The organism is Stenotrophomonas sp. LARHCG68 (assembly GCF_052871705.1).
Window position 1 is genome coordinate 1,054,596 of sequence record NZ_JBIXJV010000001.1, and the last position, 16,452, is coordinate 1,071,047.

At 67.6% G+C, this 16,452-nt stretch carries 13 protein-coding genes; 5 read left to right on the top strand and 8 right to left on the bottom strand.

Annotated features, from left to right (window positions below; translation table 11 throughout):
- Window positions 1–183 precede the first annotated feature (183 nt).
- From ACIPR8_RS04510 to ACIPR8_RS04545, 8 genes are all read right to left on the bottom strand, one after another.
- Complete coding sequence (locus ACIPR8_RS04510; protein WP_446540268.1) at window positions 184–1,143, bottom strand: Csu type fimbrial protein; 960 nt, start codon at window positions 1,141–1,143, stop codon at window positions 184–186.
- A gap of 50 nt (window positions 1,144–1,193) precedes the next feature.
- Window positions 1,194–3,509, bottom strand: a complete 2,316-nt coding sequence (locus tag ACIPR8_RS04515; RefSeq protein WP_446540269.1) for a fimbria/pilus outer membrane usher protein — start codon at window positions 3,507–3,509, stop codon at window positions 1,194–1,196.
- Between the two features lie 31 nt (window positions 3,510–3,540).
- The gene (locus ACIPR8_RS04520; protein ID WP_446540270.1) at window positions 3,541–4,341 is read right to left on the bottom strand and encodes a fimbrial biogenesis chaperone; all 801 of its coding nucleotides are present in this window, start codon (window positions 4,339–4,341) and stop codon (window positions 3,541–3,543) included.
- Between the two features lie 13 nt (window positions 4,342–4,354).
- Complete coding sequence (locus ACIPR8_RS04525) at window positions 4,355–4,867, bottom strand: Csu type fimbrial protein (RefSeq protein ID WP_446540627.1); 513 nt, start codon at window positions 4,865–4,867, stop codon at window positions 4,355–4,357.
- A 290-nt stretch (window positions 4,868–5,157) separates the two neighbouring features.
- Complete coding sequence (locus ACIPR8_RS04530) at window positions 5,158–6,117, bottom strand: Csu type fimbrial protein (protein ID WP_446540271.1); 960 nt, start codon at window positions 6,115–6,117, stop codon at window positions 5,158–5,160.
- Window positions 6,118–6,206: 89 nt separating this feature from the next.
- Complete coding sequence (locus tag ACIPR8_RS04535) at window positions 6,207–8,600, bottom strand: fimbria/pilus outer membrane usher protein (protein WP_446540272.1); 2,394 nt, start codon at window positions 8,598–8,600, stop codon at window positions 6,207–6,209.
- Complete coding sequence (locus tag ACIPR8_RS04540) at window positions 8,551–9,348, bottom strand: fimbrial biogenesis chaperone (RefSeq protein WP_446540273.1); 798 nt, start codon at window positions 9,346–9,348, stop codon at window positions 8,551–8,553. Before ACIPR8_RS04540 ends, ACIPR8_RS04535 begins: the two co-directional genes overlap by 50 nt.
- A gap of 11 nt (window positions 9,349–9,359) precedes the next feature.
- Window positions 9,360–9,872 carry a Csu type fimbrial protein gene (locus ACIPR8_RS04545; protein WP_446540274.1) on the bottom strand — a complete coding sequence of 171 codons (513 nt, stop codon included), beginning with the start codon at window positions 9,870–9,872 and terminating at the stop codon, window positions 9,360–9,362.
- A 342-nt stretch (window positions 9,873–10,214) separates the two neighbouring features.
- Here ACIPR8_RS04545 and map point away from each other — a divergent pair, with 342 nt between their 5' ends.
- From map to dapE, 5 genes are all read left to right on the top strand, one after another.
- Window positions 10,215–10,991, top strand: a complete 777-nt coding sequence (gene map / locus ACIPR8_RS04550) for a type I methionyl aminopeptidase (RefSeq protein ID WP_132865122.1) — start codon at window positions 10,215–10,217, stop codon at window positions 10,989–10,991.
- Window positions 10,988–13,633, top strand: coding sequence for a [protein-PII] uridylyltransferase (locus ACIPR8_RS04555; RefSeq protein WP_446540275.1), 2,646 nt, complete (start codon window positions 10,988–10,990; stop codon window positions 13,631–13,633). Before map ends, ACIPR8_RS04555 begins: the two co-directional genes overlap by 4 nt.
- Window positions 13,633–14,676, top strand: coding sequence for a 2,3,4,5-tetrahydropyridine-2,6-dicarboxylate N-succinyltransferase (gene dapD, locus ACIPR8_RS04560; protein WP_446540276.1), 1,044 nt, complete (start codon window positions 13,633–13,635; stop codon window positions 14,674–14,676). The genes ACIPR8_RS04555 and dapD overlap by 1 nt, the downstream gene beginning before the upstream one ends.
- Before the next feature lie 169 nt (window positions 14,677–14,845).
- Complete coding sequence (locus tag ACIPR8_RS04565; RefSeq protein WP_132865119.1) at window positions 14,846–15,202, top strand: Spx/MgsR family RNA polymerase-binding regulatory protein; 357 nt, start codon at window positions 14,846–14,848, stop codon at window positions 15,200–15,202.
- An 89-nt stretch (window positions 15,203–15,291) separates the two neighbouring features.
- Window positions 15,292–16,419 (top strand): succinyl-diaminopimelate desuccinylase, encoded by a 1,128-nt coding sequence (gene dapE, locus ACIPR8_RS04570; RefSeq protein WP_446540277.1) that lies wholly within the window; start codon window positions 15,292–15,294, stop codon window positions 16,417–16,419.
- Window positions 16,420–16,452 lie beyond the last annotated feature (33 nt).

Sequence of the window (16,452 nt, forward strand, 5' to 3'; positions counted from 1 at the left end):
AACCCTGACTGGCAGGGCACCCCGGCACGGATGGGGGCGAAGGGTGTGGATTCACCGATGACGCACGGCGTGGGCGGCATTTGACAGGGCAGGGCCCGGCAAAGCCCGCGAAGTATAGCGGTAGCGGGTGTCGGCCGCAAATTGCCAGGCCCGGCGGCTCCTGGGGGCGGGCAGATGGGCGGATCAGTAGGTCAGGGTCACGGTGACGGTGTCCGTGTAGCTGCCGGCGCGGGTGCCGGGCTGGGCGGGGATGCGGCCATACACGATCAGGAGGCTGGGATTGTCCGTGCCTATGCCTGCAACGCCGGTGGCGGGGGAGCTGCCCCAGCGTTCCAGCCGGCTTGCATCCCGGTACAACTCGTAGGTGATGCGGTTGCCTGCCGATGCCATCCGGCGGGTGCCGCCGGCGGCATTGGCACCGTCATTCAGCGTGACGCTCCAGGGGGCGCCGATCGGGCATTGCAGGCTGATGGTGGCGGTTTGTTCGCGGGGGGTGGCCAGGCCATCGCTACGGCCGAAATCCATGTCGCTGGCAGCGTTGAGGCGACAGCTGTTGGCGTAGTTGGCAGTTACCCCGGTCCAGGTGAAGGCGGTTTGGCCGGCGCCGCCACCGGCACCGGCCGCCCCGTTGCGGCAATCGTCCACGCTTGGGGTGAGCACGTAGCCGTAGCTGTAGCGGACCACGGAGGCGCCGGGAGTGCCCAGGTATGGGAAGGCGGCCGGCAGGTTCTGTCCCGCGGGCACGCGGCCGTAAAGTGGGATGCTGAGCTGCCGCGACTGACGGACGCCCACATCGAAGCTGAGGCTGTAGACGGGATAGGCGCTCCCCAGGGGGCCGACCAGTTGGGTGCGTGCCGGATCCGCATACAGGTCGTAATTCATGAAGGCGCCGTTGCCATTGCTCATGCGCCGGGGGGCGATGCCAGCGGGCGTGCCTTCACCGACGAACACGCAGACGTTGAACTGCGCGGGCAGGATCGACCACAGGTCGGCGGGGCCCTGGCAGGTAAGTTGCAGAGTGGTTTGCGCGTCACTTCTGGCCGCCGCGGTAACGGTGCCGAAATTCAGCTGTAACGGACCGGTGACCGTGCAGCTCTGGGCAAGGACCGGCAGCGGGAGACTGGCCAACAGGAAAGCAGACAACCATACCGTCCGGCCTGGCGACCGGCGGGATGCCCGGCGATGCCAGCGGCTCATCGGCATATCACGTCGGCAAGTTCGAAGTGGCCTTCGCGGGCCGGGACAACCGGCAGCGCGGCGTGGCACGCGGCATCGCCGCCATCGAAATGGAGGCGTGCCTGTGCGGGGGGATCCTGCACATAGACCTTGCCTTCGTGACCCACGCTGAGCGCAATGGGCGCACTGCCCTCGGCTTGCAGGATGATGTGGCTGCCGGCCGGCAGCCATTGGCCGTGGCGGTCGCGGATGCCGAATTGCAGGGACAGGGTGCGGCGCATCGCGAAACTCACCTTGGCCCCGCTGCGGGAGGCGGGGACGACATCAATGCGGGTCACCTTGATCAGCATGTCCGCCGGCAGTTGTTGGGGGTCGATCGAGAGCTGGTTGTGCTGCCAGGCATTCAGCGGCGTGACCAGCAAATAGCCGCGGGCGTCGGTGGTTCCGACCAGACGGTTCTCCAGCTGTATCGGCACATGGCCGATGCCATCGGTGGAGACCAGGGCGAAAGCATCGTCGACCCGTCGTAGCGCCCGCAGGTATCCGCCCAGCCAGACCACGCCGCCGCTGGCGCTGGCATAAAGCAGGGTCGAGTGGGCACCGCTGCTGTCGGTGCGCTCCAGGCCGGCGCTCCATTGCCCGTACTCGCCGAGTCGGGTGACTTCGGCGCGCGCGCTGCGGTAGTCGCCCTCGCTGGCCTGGGCGTGCCATCCCCAGCCGCCCAGGTCGCTGGAAACACCACGACCGGCCTCCATGGACACGCTGTTACCGTCCAGGCCATGGCGGGCCGAGGCGGCGATGCTGGTGTGACGGTCAAGGGGCAGTGACCAATACAGGAAGGCGCTGTCGCTGCGGCTGCTTTCCAGGTTGCGGTTGTAGCTCAGGCTCAACAACGCGTTGCCGCTGGAGCTGCGGGACCAGTTGAAGCTGGCGTAGCGGCTCGGATCGACACCGGGCAGCCGTTGGGACACGTAACTCAGTCCGAACTGGCCGAAGCGGGTGCTGAAGCCGGCATACGCCTGATCAGTCCGGCGCGGCAGCGTCGCCTGCTCAAGAACCGCCGGGACATCGCGGAAGCCTTGGGTGCGGCGCAGCGTGCTGGCGGCCAGGGTGAGCCATGAAGAAGCCCATTGATAGCCCAGTCCGTATTGGCTTCCCTGGCGTGGGCCGGCCTGACTGGCTGCCAGCGAGGTGCTGAGCACGCCGCCACGTTGACCCAGCAGCATCTGCATGCCGGCACCGGCCTGGACGATTCCCGCACTGGCCTCGGCGTGGGCTTCCACCGTGAGCCATTCCTCCAGGCCGCGGCGCGTGCTGGCACTGGCCACCGGTTTGTTGCCGTAGACGAACGAGCGCTGGCCATAGTCGCGGCGCAGCGTGCCGAGTTCCAGCGACCAGTCGGACAGCCCTGCCTGCAGCAGGCGCGGGCTGGCGTACAGCGCGAAGTCCATGGTCCGGCGCCGGCCATTGATGTCGGTGACCACCAGTTGTGCCTGGCCTGCGCCGTTGATCGAAGGTGCGGCGTCGAGTTGGAAGCTTCCAGGCAGCACCTGTTGGCTGGACTGGCGGATGCCATCGATGTACAGGTCGACGGTGGACGGCAGCACGGCTTCGCCCGCGAAGGACGCCAAGGGTGTGGTGACCCGGTACGGCTGCAAGGCGAAATTTCGCGACAGGCGGATGCCGCCGATGCGCGTGGCGCGCGACCAGTCGAGCGCGCCGCTGAGGGTGTCGCCGATGCTCAGCGTGAGCATGGTGTCGGGAAGGTCCAGTTGCCAGCGGCTGTCCAGGCGGGTGTTGCGGATGCCGGCGCCGCCGCTGCCGGTGTGGTGTTCGCTCGACATCGTGGTGCTCCATTGGCCGGGACCCACGCCGAACAGAAGCAGTTCGCTGTAGGCGCTGTAGGTGCCGGTGCCAGCGAAGCGCTGGCCGTACAGGTCGTAGTTAAGCAGGACTCCCGGGCTGCGCTGGCCGGGATCGGGATGTGGTCTGGGCCGTTGCGCCAGATCAATGTGCGTGAGTGGGCGATCGAGCATCTGCACCGGCACCTGCAGGTCCAGGTGCTGCAGTGAGGCGTCGAAATCGATGCGGATGCCGGCCAGCGCATGCAGGGCGATCAACCCGGTTGCATCGGCCACGGCGGTTGGACGCAGGCCCAGCGCGTGCAGGGTGGATGGGCTGGCCAGCAGCGCGCCATCACGCGCGATGAAACGTGCCAACCGAGTGTTCGGCTCGTGGTTGATCCGGGTGGCGAGGAACAGCACCTGCCCGATCGGCGCCGTTTGGTCGGCGGGGGGTGTGGTGGTGTTGTCCGAGCGGGCGTCCACGGACATGGCTTTGCCGGCAGACATGGCAAGCGCGACGCTAATGATCGGTGCCGGCCAGCGGCAGTGCCTGCGCGGTGGCGTCGTCGTTGAGCTTGGCGTGGAGGGTGCCATGGGCGGCAAGGACCTCGGGCAGGGAAAGGGTCCAGCGCATCTGCTGTCCCGCCAGTACGTAGCCCAGCAGCCCCGGGATGATGTCGACGCGATGCCCATTGGCCGACCGCCATGACACCTGGCTGATGCGGATGCGGCCGGCGCCGTTGTTGCGCAGGGTCAGGCTGGCGCTATGGCCCTGTGGCTGCCAGCTGCCCTGCAACAGGCCGACGTCGGTGTTGACGGCCTTGCCGGCCGGCGCCCGTTGCGCCTGCGTGCCGGCCGGCAGTACGAACACCGGAATCGAATGCCGTAGCAGAAACTGCAGCCCGCCTGCCGAGGTGGGGACGGGCGCAACGTCGGGCAGTTCGTCGACAACCAGCCGGAAGGCCTGTTCGCCAGCGGATGGGATCACTGGTTCGCGCACGATCCGTACCAGTTGGCGTTGCCCGGGGGCGATCTCGCTCATGGGCGGGCTGGCCAACAGTGCGTTGCTGGGGAGCAGTTGCTCCTGGCCATCAGCCTGCAGCCACTGTTGGATGCGCACCTGCGCGTGCAGCGGTTGCGTGCCGTTGTTGCTCAGCCACAGGATCTGCGCGGGCTGGGTGTGTTCGAACTCCAGCAGGATGGGTTCAACCTGCAGGTTTCCGGCGCCAGCATGGCCGGCGGCCCCCACGAAAGCCAGGATCGCCGCGCTGAACCGTCGCCGGCCGTTGCCTGTCCATTGCCCAAGCGCATGGGTGCACATGGCTGTCCGCCGTTCAGTAGGTGACAGTAGCGACCACGGTATCCACATAGCTGCCGGCCGCGGCATCGGTGGAAGGCACCCGGCCGAATACCGGAATCAGCTGGTCGGTGGCCGTGCCGGTGCCGGCCAACGTATTGCTGCCCAGTACATCGCCCCAGACGTCCTGGCGGCCGGCATCGCGGTACAGGCCATAGGCCACGTACTGGTTGTTGGCATCGGCCATGCGCCGATTGTCACCCGCGGCGGTGGGGCTGCTGGCGTTGGTGCCTGCATTCAGGCCGATGGCATAGGGCGTGCCCAGCGTGCAGTTCACCTGCAGGGTGCCCTGTGCATCGACCGGCGTGCCGGTGGAGCGCGCATGGCTGGAAAAATCGATGTCGCTGGCACTCACCGATTGGATGAGGCACGACTCGGTGATCACGATCCGTACCTGGAACTGGGTCGTGGCGGTGGCTGTCTGCGCGTGGCTGGAGAAACTGGCGACCGCCAGAGCACCCGCGGCCAGGAATGCATTGAAGGTGTCGATGACCGTCTCCTTGCAGGTTGGGCCGCAGTAGCGCCATCGGACATGCCGGGTGGGCGCGCGTCAGCGCTGGGATCTGCGATCGAATGGGTGTGCGCGGCAGGCGCCATCCATGATGTGCCGCATGTTGGCTACGCGGAAATCGCCGTGTTCCGAAGGCGAGCTGTCGAAAAAAAGCCAGAAATATCAATGCTGGCGTGAATCGTGTGTGCGTCATTTCTGGGTACAGCGACGCGACCGCCTGCCCATCCCTGCCTATGGGGTGGGCAGGACAGGAGCGTCGCGCGGCACCTTCAGAAGGTGAGCGTGACCGTGATGGTGTCGCGGTAGCTGCCTGGTGCGGCGGCGGGGTCGCTGAAGACACGGCCATGGACCGTCAGTGATTGTTCGACATTGGTGCCGATGCCACTGACCCCGGTGGCCCGGGTATTGCCCCAGCGTTCGAGCAGCGCGGGGTCGCGGTACAACTCGTAGCCGAGGCGTTTGCCGCCGGCGTTCATGAAGCGCCGGCCCGCCTGGGCGTAGGCGCCGTCGTTCAGGGTGATGTGCCATGCCGCATTGGTTGGGCACTTGAACCGGATGGTCGAGGTCTGCTCCAGTGCGGCAGCCAAACCACCGACCGTGCCGAAATCCATGTCGGTGGCGGTGGAGATCCTGCAGGTGTTGGCGACGCGTGCGTGGATCCCGCTCCAGGTGAAATCGGCGATACCTGCACCGCCATGAAGGCCCGGCTGCCCGGAGTGGCATTCATTTTCCGTCGGGGTGAATAAGTAGCCATAGCTGTAGCGCACCATCGAATTCGTTGGCAGTCCTTTGTAGGCCGAGGTGGCGGGCAGGTTCTGCCCCGCTCGTACCCGGCCATAGATGGGAAAGTCATGGTAGTAGGTCGTTCGCGGGGCGACGCCGAACGTGGCGCTGTGCAAGGGATGGTTGGATCCCGGCGTGCCGATCATCAGTGTGCGACCGTAATCGGAGTAAAGGTCGTAGTTCATGTAGGCGTCAACGCCGTTGTACATGCGCCGTGGTGCGATGCCGGCAGGCGAGCCTTCGCCGATGAACAGGCAGACCCGGAACAGGGCGGTGCTGACCAGGGTGTTGGTGTCACCGCTGCATTCCACGCGAAGGTAAGCGCTGGCATCGCGCGCACCGCTGCCGGAGACGGTGCCGAAATCCAGGGAGGCCTGCTGGCGGACAGTGCACACCGGGTAGGCGGCAAACGACAGGCAGGGCGCCAACAGGATGGCCAGGGCCAATAGCGCCCGCGTTGGCCATGCGTGGGCGTGGCTCCTGGAATGGATGCACATCAGGGAGCCAGGACGGCGCAGGGGAGTGCAGGAATGGCTCATTGGCAGACCACATCGGCCAGGTTGATGCGCCCTTCGCGCAAGGGGGCTTCGGGCACGGCGGCGCTGCAGGCGTCGCTGTCGGAACGGAAGTGCAGGTGCGCCAGCGGGAGCGGATCGAGCAGGTAGACCATGCCTTCGTGGCCCACCAACGTGGTGGTCGGTGGAACGCCGGGTGCCTTGAGGGTGAGGCGGCTGCCGGCCGGCAACCATTGACCGGCCCGGTCGCGCACGCCGAACTGGATGGCCAGGGTGCGGCGCATCGCAAACGCCACCTGGATCGCGCTGCGTGTTTCCGGTACGGCGTCATGCCGGACGGTCTCCAGCAGCATGTCGGCCGGCAGGTCCAGCGGGTCGATGGACAGTTGATTGCGTTGCCAGGCAGTGAGGTGCGGGATCAACAGCTGTCCATGCTTGTTGGTGACGCCGACGGTGCGGTTCTCCAGTTGCACCGGGACGCCGGCCACGCCGCTGGTGGATACCAGGGCGAAGGCGTCATCGACACGGGGCAGGGTGTGCAGGCGCCCGCCCAGCCAGGCCAGTCCGCCGTTGGCACCGGCGTAGAGCAGCGGGCTGTTGCCGCTGCGGTTGTCGTGGTCCAGGCCGGCCGTCCATTGGCCATGGTTGCCGTGCTGACTGATTTCCCCGCGCGCGCCGTAGCGGCGATTGCCCACGCTGGCCTGCGCGCGCCAGCCCAGTTCGCCCTGCTCGCGGCGGGCGCTGCGATGGGCTTCCACGGACAGGCGGTTGCCGCCGCGGTCATGGCCGATGGCCGCGGCCGTGGCGGTGTGCCGGTCCAGGGGCATCGACCAGTACAGAAACGCGTTCTTGCCGCGGTGGTCGGTGAGGTCGCGGTTGACGCTGAGGTTGAGCAGCGCACCGCCGGGGGACGTCATGGACCAGTTCAGTCCTGCATGGCGGTTGCGCGAGTTATCCGGGTGCTGCTGCATCACATAACTCAGGCCCAGCTGTCCGGCCGGGGTGCTGATGCCGAGGGAGGCCTGTTCGGTCCGGCGCGGCAGGATGGCGCCCTCATGCACGGCGGCCACGTCGCGATAGTCCGCGCTGCGGCGCAACGTGCTGGCCGCGGCGGCAAACCGCGGTGACGCCCATTGGTAGCCCAGCCCCCGTTGCTGGCCCGTCCTGGCACCGGCGCGACTGCTCGCCCACGAGCCGTTGACTACCCCGCCACGCTGGCCAAGCAGCAGGACCGCACCGGCTCCGGCCTGGCCGATGCCGTGACTGCCCTCGACATGGGTCTGCAGGGTCAGGTGCTTGCTCATGCCATGGCGAAGGCTGGCGCTGGCCAGGGGGACGCCGCCGTAATGGAAGGAGCGCTGGCCGTACTCGCGTCGGATTACCCCTCCCTCCAGCGACCAGTCCGACAGCCCCGCCTGCAGCAGGCGGGGGCTGCCATACAGGCTGAAGTCCAGAGTGCGACGTTGTCCGTTGATATCGGTGATGACCAGCTGCGCCTGTCCGGTGCCGTTGAGCGAAGGGCTGCCATCCAGCTGGAAGCGGCCGGGGAGCAGGGAATGGGTGGATTGCCGGACGCCGTCGATGTACAGGTCCACCGTGGAGGGCAACACCGCCTCACCGGAGAATGCGGCCAGGGGAGTGGTGATGCGGTAAGGCTGCAGGGCGAAGTTGCGCGACAGTCGAATGCCGCCGATACGCGTCGCGCGTGACCATTCCAGCGCACTGGTGGTGGTGTCGCCCACGGTCAGGGTGATCATGGATTCGGGGAGATCCAGCTGCCAGCGGCTGTCCAGACGCGTGTTGCGGGCGCGGACGTCCGCCTTGGTGGGCCCGGCATGCAGGCGGCTGCGCATCGTGTTGCTCCAGACGCCACGGCCCACGCCGAACAGGCGCAGTTCGTTGAAGCTGCTGAGGTTGCTTCCCTCGCCGGAGCGCTGGCCATACAGGTCGTAGTTGAGCACCGCACCGGGCACGCGTTGGCGTGCATCGCGCGGTGCGGCTTCGGTGCGGGTCAGGTCGATATGCGTCACCGGGTGGTCGAGCATCTCCACCGGCGCCAGCAGGTCGAGGCGTTGTCGTGGTGCGTCGTACTGCACGCTGAGCCCCGCCAGCGAGGGCAGTTCGACCAGGTGCCGGGTGGCAACCGCGGCCGGCAGTCGGAGTCCCAGTTTCCACAGGGTGGCCGGGCTGGCCAGCAGCACGTCACCACGTCGTACGAAGCGTGCCAGCTTGCCGGTGGTGGCCTCGTTGACGCGGGTGTCCAGGTAAAGCACGTGCTCGTCGACCGCGATATCCATCGCATCATTGGCAGGGGCGTCGGCCAGGGCGAGCCCGGTGACCGCGGCGGCAACGGCCTGCCGAAGCCTACTGGCCGGCAGTGATCTGCGGCAGCGCTTGTGGGTCGGTGTCGTCATTGAGTCTTGCGTGAAGCGTGCCGTTGCCGTGCAGGGGCGAAGGCAGGGGCAGTGTCCAGCGCACGCCGGCACCCGGCAGCACGTAGCCCAGCAGGCCCGGGGACAATTCGATGTCCGGGCCCGTGGGCGTCACCCAGCTCAGCTGGCTGATGCGGATGCGTTGTGTGCCGTGGTTGTGCAGCGCCAGGGAGAGGTTGCCGCGTTCCTTCGTCCAATGGCCCTGCAGGTGGTGCGCGTCCGTTGGCAGGCGGCCGCCGCTGTGCTCCAGTTGGGGCACCGCACCGGGTGGCAGTACGAACACGGGGATGGAATAGCGCAGCAGGAACTGCAGGCCAGGGGCGGGGGTATCCGCGTCGCCGGGCAACTCGTCGACGATCAGGCGGAACGCTTTCTCCAGGTCATTGATGCCGGGTTCGGCCTGTACCAGCCGTACCAGTTGGCTGTGGCCCGCCGCGATCTCGATCAGTGGCGGACTGGCGAGCAGGGCGTCGGAGGAATGCAACACGTCCTGCTGACCCGCTTGTGTCCACTGCTGGACGCGGATCTGCGCGCGCAGCGGGTGCTGCCCGGTGTTGGCCAGCCAGAGCGTCTGCGAGTGCTGGCCATGGGCAAACTCCAGCAGGATCGGGGCGACCTGCAGGTTGCCCGCATGTGTGTTGGCCGCGGCGATCAGCAGCAACGCAAATGCGGCGGTGGCGAGCCCGCGCAGGCTCGCCACCCGCGACGCGGGCGGGTGGCGTGGGGACATGAGGGGCCCGCTCAGTACATGACGGTGGCAGTGACCGTGTCCACATAGGTGCCGGCGGGGGCGTCGGTACCCGGGACGCGCCCATATACCGGAATGGACTGGGTGGCCGCGGTGCCCGTGCCGGCCAGGGTGTTGGTGTTGCTCACATCGCCCCAGAAGTCGGTGCGCGCTGCGTCGCGGTATAGGCCATACCGGATGTAGCGGTTGTCGGCGCTGACCATCCTGCGGTTGTCGGCCGATGCCGTGGGGCTGGTCGGGTTGGCGCCGGCATTCATGGCGATCTGGTAGGGCGTGCCTTTGGTGCAGTTGAGCTGCAGGGCGCCCTGCTTGTCGATCGGGGTGGCGTCGGTGGAGCGCGCGTGGGTGCCAAAGTCGATGTCCGTGGCGCTGATGGTGTGCACATCGCAGGACTCGGTGATGACGATCTTGACCTGGAACTGCGTGGTATCCGTGGCGGCGAGGGCGGCGCTGGGCAGGGAGGCGGCCAACAGGCCGGCGAACAGGTGAGCGGTACGAGCGTTCATTGGGATCCTTGCACGGGGGGAGTGGGGCACCGGCTGCCGCGTTGGCGAGCCCTTGCAGCAAGGCAGGAATGTGGGAGCAGGTGCGGGATCCAGTGTGCTGTCTGGCCGCCGGGCCAAAGGATGAGATATGGCCGGATCCGGGATTTTTGTGATGTTTGTCGGCCAAATTGCCGCCAATTCGACAGGGCTGCTGTCAGCAGGGCCTTGGCGGCAACCGTGGGCTGGCGGAGCGGGCGCGGGCCTTGACGGCAAGGTCGGCCGGTCCGGTCGGCTGCCGGGGCACCTAAACGTTTAATAATGTGAAAGGTTCAGCGATCTCCCCAAATGCGCGATAATCCGCCGATGGCAATCCAACTGAAAACCCCTGAAGAAATCGAGAAGATGCGCATCGCCGGCCGCCTGGCTGCCGAGGTGCTCGACATCATTGGTCCGCACGTCAAGCCCGGTGTCACCACCGAGGAACTGGACCGCATCTGCCACGATCACATCATCAACGTGCAGGGTGCGATCCCGGCCAACGTGGGCTACCGCGGGTTCCCCAAGACCGTCTGCACCTCGGTCAACAACGTCATCTGCCATGGCATCCCGAGCGAGGCCAAGGTGTTGAAGGACGGCGACATCGTCAACATCGACGTGACCGTCATCAAGGACGGTTGGCACGGTGACACCAGCCGCATGTACTACGTCGGCACCCCGTCGGTGATGGCCAAGCGCCTGGTGGAGACCACCCGGGAAGCCATGTGGCGCGGCATCCGTGCGGTCAAGCCGGGCGCGACGCTGGGCGACGTGGGCCACGCCATCCAGGAATACGCCGAATCCGAACGCTTCAGCGTGGTGCGCGAGTACTGCGGGCATGGCATCGGCAAGGTCTACCACGACGAGCCGCAGGTGCTGCACTACGGCCGTCCGGGCCAGGGCCTGGTGCTCAAGCCGGGCATGACCTTCACCATCGAGCCGATGATCAATGAAGGCACCCGCTACACCAAGGTACTGCCCGACGGCTGGACCGTGGTGACCAAGGACCGCAAGCTGTCGGCCCAGTGGGAGCACATGATCGCGGTGACTGAAGACGGCGTGGAAGTGCTGACGCTGTCGCCGGCCGAATCCGCGCAGGCATGAGCCAACTGCCGGCGGGTCAGGTCGATTCCGTACCGGACGCGCCGGCAGATCCTGCCGGTGATGCGCAGTGGGCCGCGCAGGCGCGGCAATCACTGGCGCATACCGATGCGCGGTTGTGCAAACGCTTCGAGCAGGGCGACAACGTCGAGCGCCTGCTCGGGCTGCGCGCGCGCGCGGCCGACCTGCTGATCCGCCAGGCCTGGCTGCGCTGCATCGGCGATGCCGCGTTGTCCCTGTTCGCGGTCGGCGGCTACGGGCGGGGGGAGTTGTTCCCGCGCTCGGACATCGACCTGCTGGTGCTGGGCGAGGTGCCGGCCCAACAGGCGCATGAGGCGGGACTCGCGCGCCTGTTCGCGCTGCTGTGGGACGCCGGCCTGCCGGCCAGCCATGCAGTGCGTTCGGCCGAGGAGTGCACCCGGGCCGCCGCCGACCAGACCGTGTTGACTGCGTTGATCGAGGCACGCCCGTTGTGCGCCGGCAACGCCGCGCAGCAGGCGCTGGCGCGCGCGGTCGCCCCCGGGCTGGTCTGGCCGGCGCGCGAATTCTTCCTGGCCAAGCGCGAGGAACTGCAGCGGCGGCACCAGCGCTTTGGCGACACCGCCGACAACCTGGAGCCGGACATCAAGGACGGTCCGGGCGGGTTGCGCGACCTCAACACGCTGGGCTGGATGGCGCTGCGCGCGTTCGGGGTGAGCAACATCGACGCGCTGGTGGGCCTGGGCCACCTGGGTCTGGACGAGGCCGCCGCCCTCAAGCGCGAGCGGCTGGTGCTGGCGCGGTTGCGCTTCGGCCTGCACCTGGTCGCCCAGCGTGCCGAGGAACGGCTGCGCTTCGATCACCAGAAGACGCTCGCCGCGCGCATGGGCTTCGTCGATGACGCCGAAAGCCTGGGCGTGGAAAAGATGATGCAGGGCTTCTACCGCAGCGCCGCGGTGATCCGTCGCATCAGCGACCGCCTGCTGCAGCGCTTCGAGGAACAGTTCGACGGCGAGGCGAGCCCGGAGCCGGTGGGCGATGGTTTCTCGCTGCGCCGCGGTTACCTGTCCGCCGACGACCCCGCCTGGCCGCATGGCGACATCCGCAGCCTGTTTGCGCTGTTTGCCTGCTGGGCACGCACCCCGGACGTGCGTGGCCTGCATTCGATGACCGCGCGTGGCCTGGCCGAGATGCTGGACGAGATCCCCGCGTACACCGAGGTGGACGTGGCCGTGCGCGACCAGTTCATGGCGCTGCTGCGCGGCCCGCGCGCGGTCGACACGCTGGCCCGGATGGCACGCCTGGGCGTGCTCGGCCAGTGGATCCCGGCGTTCGCGCAGGTGTCCGGGCGCATGCAGTTCGACCTGTTCCACGTCTACACGGTGGACCAGCACACCTTGATGGTGCTGCGGAACATCGGCCTGTTCGCTTCCGGGCGCGCGGATGAGCGCTTCTCCATCGCCCATGAAGTGTGGCCGCGCCTGCGCAAGCCCGAGTTGCTGCTGCTGGCCGGCCTGTTCCACGACATCGCCAAGGGCCGCGGCGGCGACCATTCCGAGCTGGGAGCGGTGGATGCACGCGGGTTCTGCGCCGCACATGAGCTCAGCGCCTCCGACACCGAACTGGTGGCGTGGCTGGTGGAACAGCACCTGCGCATGTCGGTGACCGCGCAGAAGCAGGACATCACCGACCCGGACGTCATCCAGCGGTTTGCCGCGCTGGTGGGCGACCGCGACCGGCTGGATTACCTGTACCTGCTGACCTGCGCCGATATCGCCGGCACCAGCCCCAAGCTGTGGAATGCCTGGAAGGACCGCCTGCTGGCCGACCTGTACTTCGCCACCCGTCGCGCGCTGCGCGAAGGTGGCGAGCACACCTTGCCCGAAGCCGAGCGCGTGCAGGAAGCACGTGACAACGTGCGCGAGCAGATGCGGCTGCTCGGCCATGCCGACGCGGTGATCGACCGCCAGTTCGCGGCGATGCCGGACGAGAGCTTCCTGCGCTTCCGTCCCGAACAGCTGGTGTGGCAGGCAGCCTCGCTGGTGGAGGTGCGCAAGGGCGGCACGCTGGTGAAGGTGCGCCGCATCACCCCGGAGAGCGATGCACTGGAAGTGTTCGTGCATTCGCCGGACCGCGATGGCCTGTTCGCCGCCATCGTGATGACGCTGGACCGCGCCGGGTACGGCATCCACCGCGCGCGCGTGCTGGACGGCCCGGACGACACCATCTTCGATACGTTCGAAGTGACCCCGGCGGTGAACTTCGCCGATGGCGATACCGCGCGGCTGGAGGCGGCGCTGCGCAAGGCACTGGCCGGCAATATCCAGATCCTGCGGCCGGCGCGGCGGGTGATGCCACGCCAGCTCAAGCATTTCCGCTTCGCGCCGCGGATCGAGTTCATCGAGTCCACGCATGCCGACCGCACCTTGCTGAACCTGGTGGCGCCGGATCGCCCCGGCCTGCTGGCCGACGTGGCGCATGTCCTGCGTGACCAGCAACTGCGCGTGCAGGATGCGCGCATCGCCACGTTCGGCGAACGCGCCGAAGACCAGTTCCAGTTGACCGACCGGCACGACCAACCCCTTACCGAATCCTCCCGGCAGGCCCTGCGCGAAGCGTTGCTGGCCAGCCTGGAGCCTGAAAAAACGCCAGGAGACCCCCACTGATGGCCACCCGGAAACCCGCCGCCAAGAAGGCTGCACCGACCAAGAAGACCGCCGCCAAGCCGGCAGCCCCCGCGCCCGTTGCAAAGAAGCCGGTGGTGAAGAAGCCCGCTGCAGCGGCCAAGCCAGTCGTGAAGAAGGCGGTGGCCGCCGCCAAGCCGAAGACCATCGAATCGGTGGGGCCGCGCAGCCTGCGCAAGCCACCGGCGCCGGGCGTGGCGGAAATGAAGTTCAGCATCGAGAGCGCGTTCGAGCGCCGCGCGATGCTGACCGTCGACGAGATCGAAGGGTCGACCCGCCCGCTGGTCAACCGCGTGATCGATGGACTGGAGTCGGGTGAGTTCCGCGTCGCCGAGCCCGATGGCAATGGCGGCTGGAAGGTCAACGAGTGGTTGAAGAAGGCGGTGCTGCTGTACTTCCGCGTCAATGACATGGCGGTGATGGAAGGCCGTCCGGCACCGTTCTGGGACAAGGTCGAATCGCGCTTCGAAGGCTATGACGAAACCCGCTTCCGCCAGGCCGGCGTGCGCGTGGTGCCGGGCGCGATCGCCCGCCGGGGGACGCACTTCGGCAAGGACGTGGTGCTGATGCCGAGCTTCACCAACATCGGCGCGCACGTGGGCGAGGGCACCATGGTCGACACCTGGGCCACGGTGGGTTCGTGCGCGCAGATCGGCAAGCACTGCCACCTGTCCGGCGGTGCCGGCATCGGTGGCGTGCTGGAGCCGCTGCAGGCCAGCCCGACGATCATCGAGGACCACTGCTTCATCGGCGCGCGTTCGGAAGTGGTGGAAGGCGTGGTCGTCGGCCATCACAGCGTGATCGGCATGGGCGTGTTCCTGAGCCAGAGCACCCGCATCTACAACCGCGCCACCGGCGAGATCAGCTACGGCTACATCCCCCCGTACAGCGTGGTGGTCAGCGGTTCGCTGCCGTCCAAGGACGGCACCCATTCGCTGTACTGCGCGGTGATCGTCAAGCAGGTTGATGCCCGGACCCGCAGCAAGACCAGCGTCAACGACCTGCTGCGCGGCCTGGCCGACTAACGCAGCAGCCCCTGGCGTTCCCTTCTCCCGCGAGCGGGAGAAGGTGGTGCGAAGCACCGGATGAGGGCGCTTCTGTGCTGTTGATGCACGCAAACCTGGAGCTTGCCCTCACCCCCACCCCCTCTCCCGTACACGGGAGAGGGGAGTACATCATCGCGAGCATTGAACAATGACCACCGTTTTCGGTTTGAAGAACTGCGACACCTGCAAGAAGGCCACCAAGTGGCTGGACCGCTTCAACGTCGCCTACACCTTCGTCGATTACCGCGACAACAAGCCCAGCCCGGAAACGCTGCTGGAATGGGCCGGCAAGGCCGGCGGTTTCGAGGCGATGATCAACAAGTCCTCGACCACCTGGCGGCAGCTGCCGGACAACCGCAAGGGCGCCGCCTCGGACGCGGAATGGAAGTTGTTGCTGCGCGAATACCCGCAGCTGATCAAGCGCCCGGTGGTGATCACCGAGGATGGCCAGTTCAGCCAGGGCTTCAGCGACAACGGCTTCAAGAAGCGCTTCGACATCGCCTGAATCCAACGTAGGCGCGGCCTCGGCCGCGAAACCACCACCGCCGAAACAACCGTGGCGCAAACCCCGGCGCACCCTCGAACGAGGCCCCCATGAGCGACGTATTCGACCTGACCTGCGCGTTGATCGCGCGCCCCTCGGTAACCCCGGACGATGCCGGTTGCCAGCAGTTGATCGGCGGGCGCCTGGCCGCCGCCGGTTTCCACTGCGAGCACCTGCGCCTGGGCGAAGTCGACAACCTGTGGGCCACCCACGGCAGTGGTGCGCCGGTGCTGGTGCTGCTCGGTCACACCGACGTGGTGCCCAGCGGCCCGGCCGAGCAATGGGCCGGTGAACCGTTCACCCCGGTCGTGCGCGAAGGCGTGCTGTATGGGCGTGGTGCGGCCGACATGAAGGGCAGCGTGGCCGCGTTCGTGGTCGCCGTCGAGCAGTTCGTGGCCGCGCATCCGCAGCATCCGGGCACGTTGGCGGTGCTGCTGACCAGCGACGAGGAGGGCGATGCCATCGATGGCGTGCGCCACGTGGCGCGCCTGTTCCGCGAGCGCGGGCAGGGCATCGACTGGTGCATCACCGGCGAGCCTTCTTCCACCGCAAGGCTCGGTGACCTGCTGCGCGTGGGCCGGCGTGGCAGCCTGTCGGCCAAGCTGCGGGTGAAGGGCGTGCAGGGTCACGTGGCCTATCCGGACAAGGCGCGCAACCCGATCCACCTGGCCGCTTCGGCGTTGGCCGAGCTGACCGCGCGGCATTGGGACGATGGCTATGAGAGCTTCCCGCCGACCAGCCTGCAGGTGTCCAACATCAACGCCGGCACCGGCGCCAACAACGTGATCCCCGGCGAGCTGCAGGTGATGTTCAACCTGCGCTACAACCCGCATTGGAATGCCGACCAGCTGGAGGCGGAGATCACCGCGTTGCTCGATCGCCATGGCCTGGACTACGAATTGAACTGGCATCGCAGCGGCGAGCCGTTCTACACGCCGGAAGGGCGCCTGCGCAGCGTCGCGCGCGAGGTGCTGGCCGGGTTCGCCGGCGCGCCGCCGGAAGAAAGCACCGGCGGTGGCACTTCCGATGCCCGCTTCATCGCGCCGCTGGGCGCGCAGTGCATCGAGGTCGGGCCGGTGAACGCCAGCATCCACCAGGTGGACGAGAACGTGCGCGTGGCCGACCTGGAAGCCTTGCCGGCGCTGTACCAGCGGCTGATCGAGCGCCTGCTCGCCTAGCTGCTGCCCGCCGGCGGCGACGCGGCGGCCGGT

Bases quoted from the DNA above. Each gene is read 5' to 3' on its own strand.
- ACIPR8_RS04515 (WP_446540269.1), bottom strand. From the start codon at position 3,509: ATGTCCGTGGACGCCCGCTCGGACAACACCACCACACCCCCCGCCGAC.
- ACIPR8_RS04520 (WP_446540270.1), bottom strand. From the start codon at position 4,341: ATGTGCACCCATGCGCTTGGGCAATGGACAGGCAACGGCCGGCGACGG.
- ACIPR8_RS04535 (WP_446540272.1), bottom strand. From the start codon at position 8,600: ATGACGACACCGACCCACAAGCGCTGCCGCAGATCACTGCCGGCCAGT.
- ACIPR8_RS04540 (WP_446540273.1), bottom strand. From the start codon at position 9,348: ATGTCCCCACGCCACCCGCCCGCGTCGCGGGTGGCGAGCCTGCGCGGG.
- ACIPR8_RS04545 (WP_446540274.1), bottom strand. From the start codon at position 9,872: ATGAACGCTCGTACCGCTCACCTGTTCGCCGGCCTGTTGGCCGCCTCC.
- map (WP_132865122.1), top strand. From the start codon at position 10,215: ATGGCAATCCAACTGAAAACCCCTGAAGAAATCGAGAAGATGCGCATC.
- ACIPR8_RS04555 (WP_446540275.1), top strand. From the start codon at position 10,988: ATGAGCCAACTGCCGGCGGGTCAGGTCGATTCCGTACCGGACGCGCCG.
- dapD (WP_446540276.1), top strand. From the start codon at position 13,633: ATGGCCACCCGGAAACCCGCCGCCAAGAAGGCTGCACCGACCAAGAAG.
- ACIPR8_RS04565 (WP_132865119.1), top strand. From the start codon at position 14,846: ATGACCACCGTTTTCGGTTTGAAGAACTGCGACACCTGCAAGAAGGCC.
- dapE (WP_446540277.1), top strand. From the start codon at position 15,292: ATGAGCGACGTATTCGACCTGACCTGCGCGTTGATCGCGCGCCCCTCG.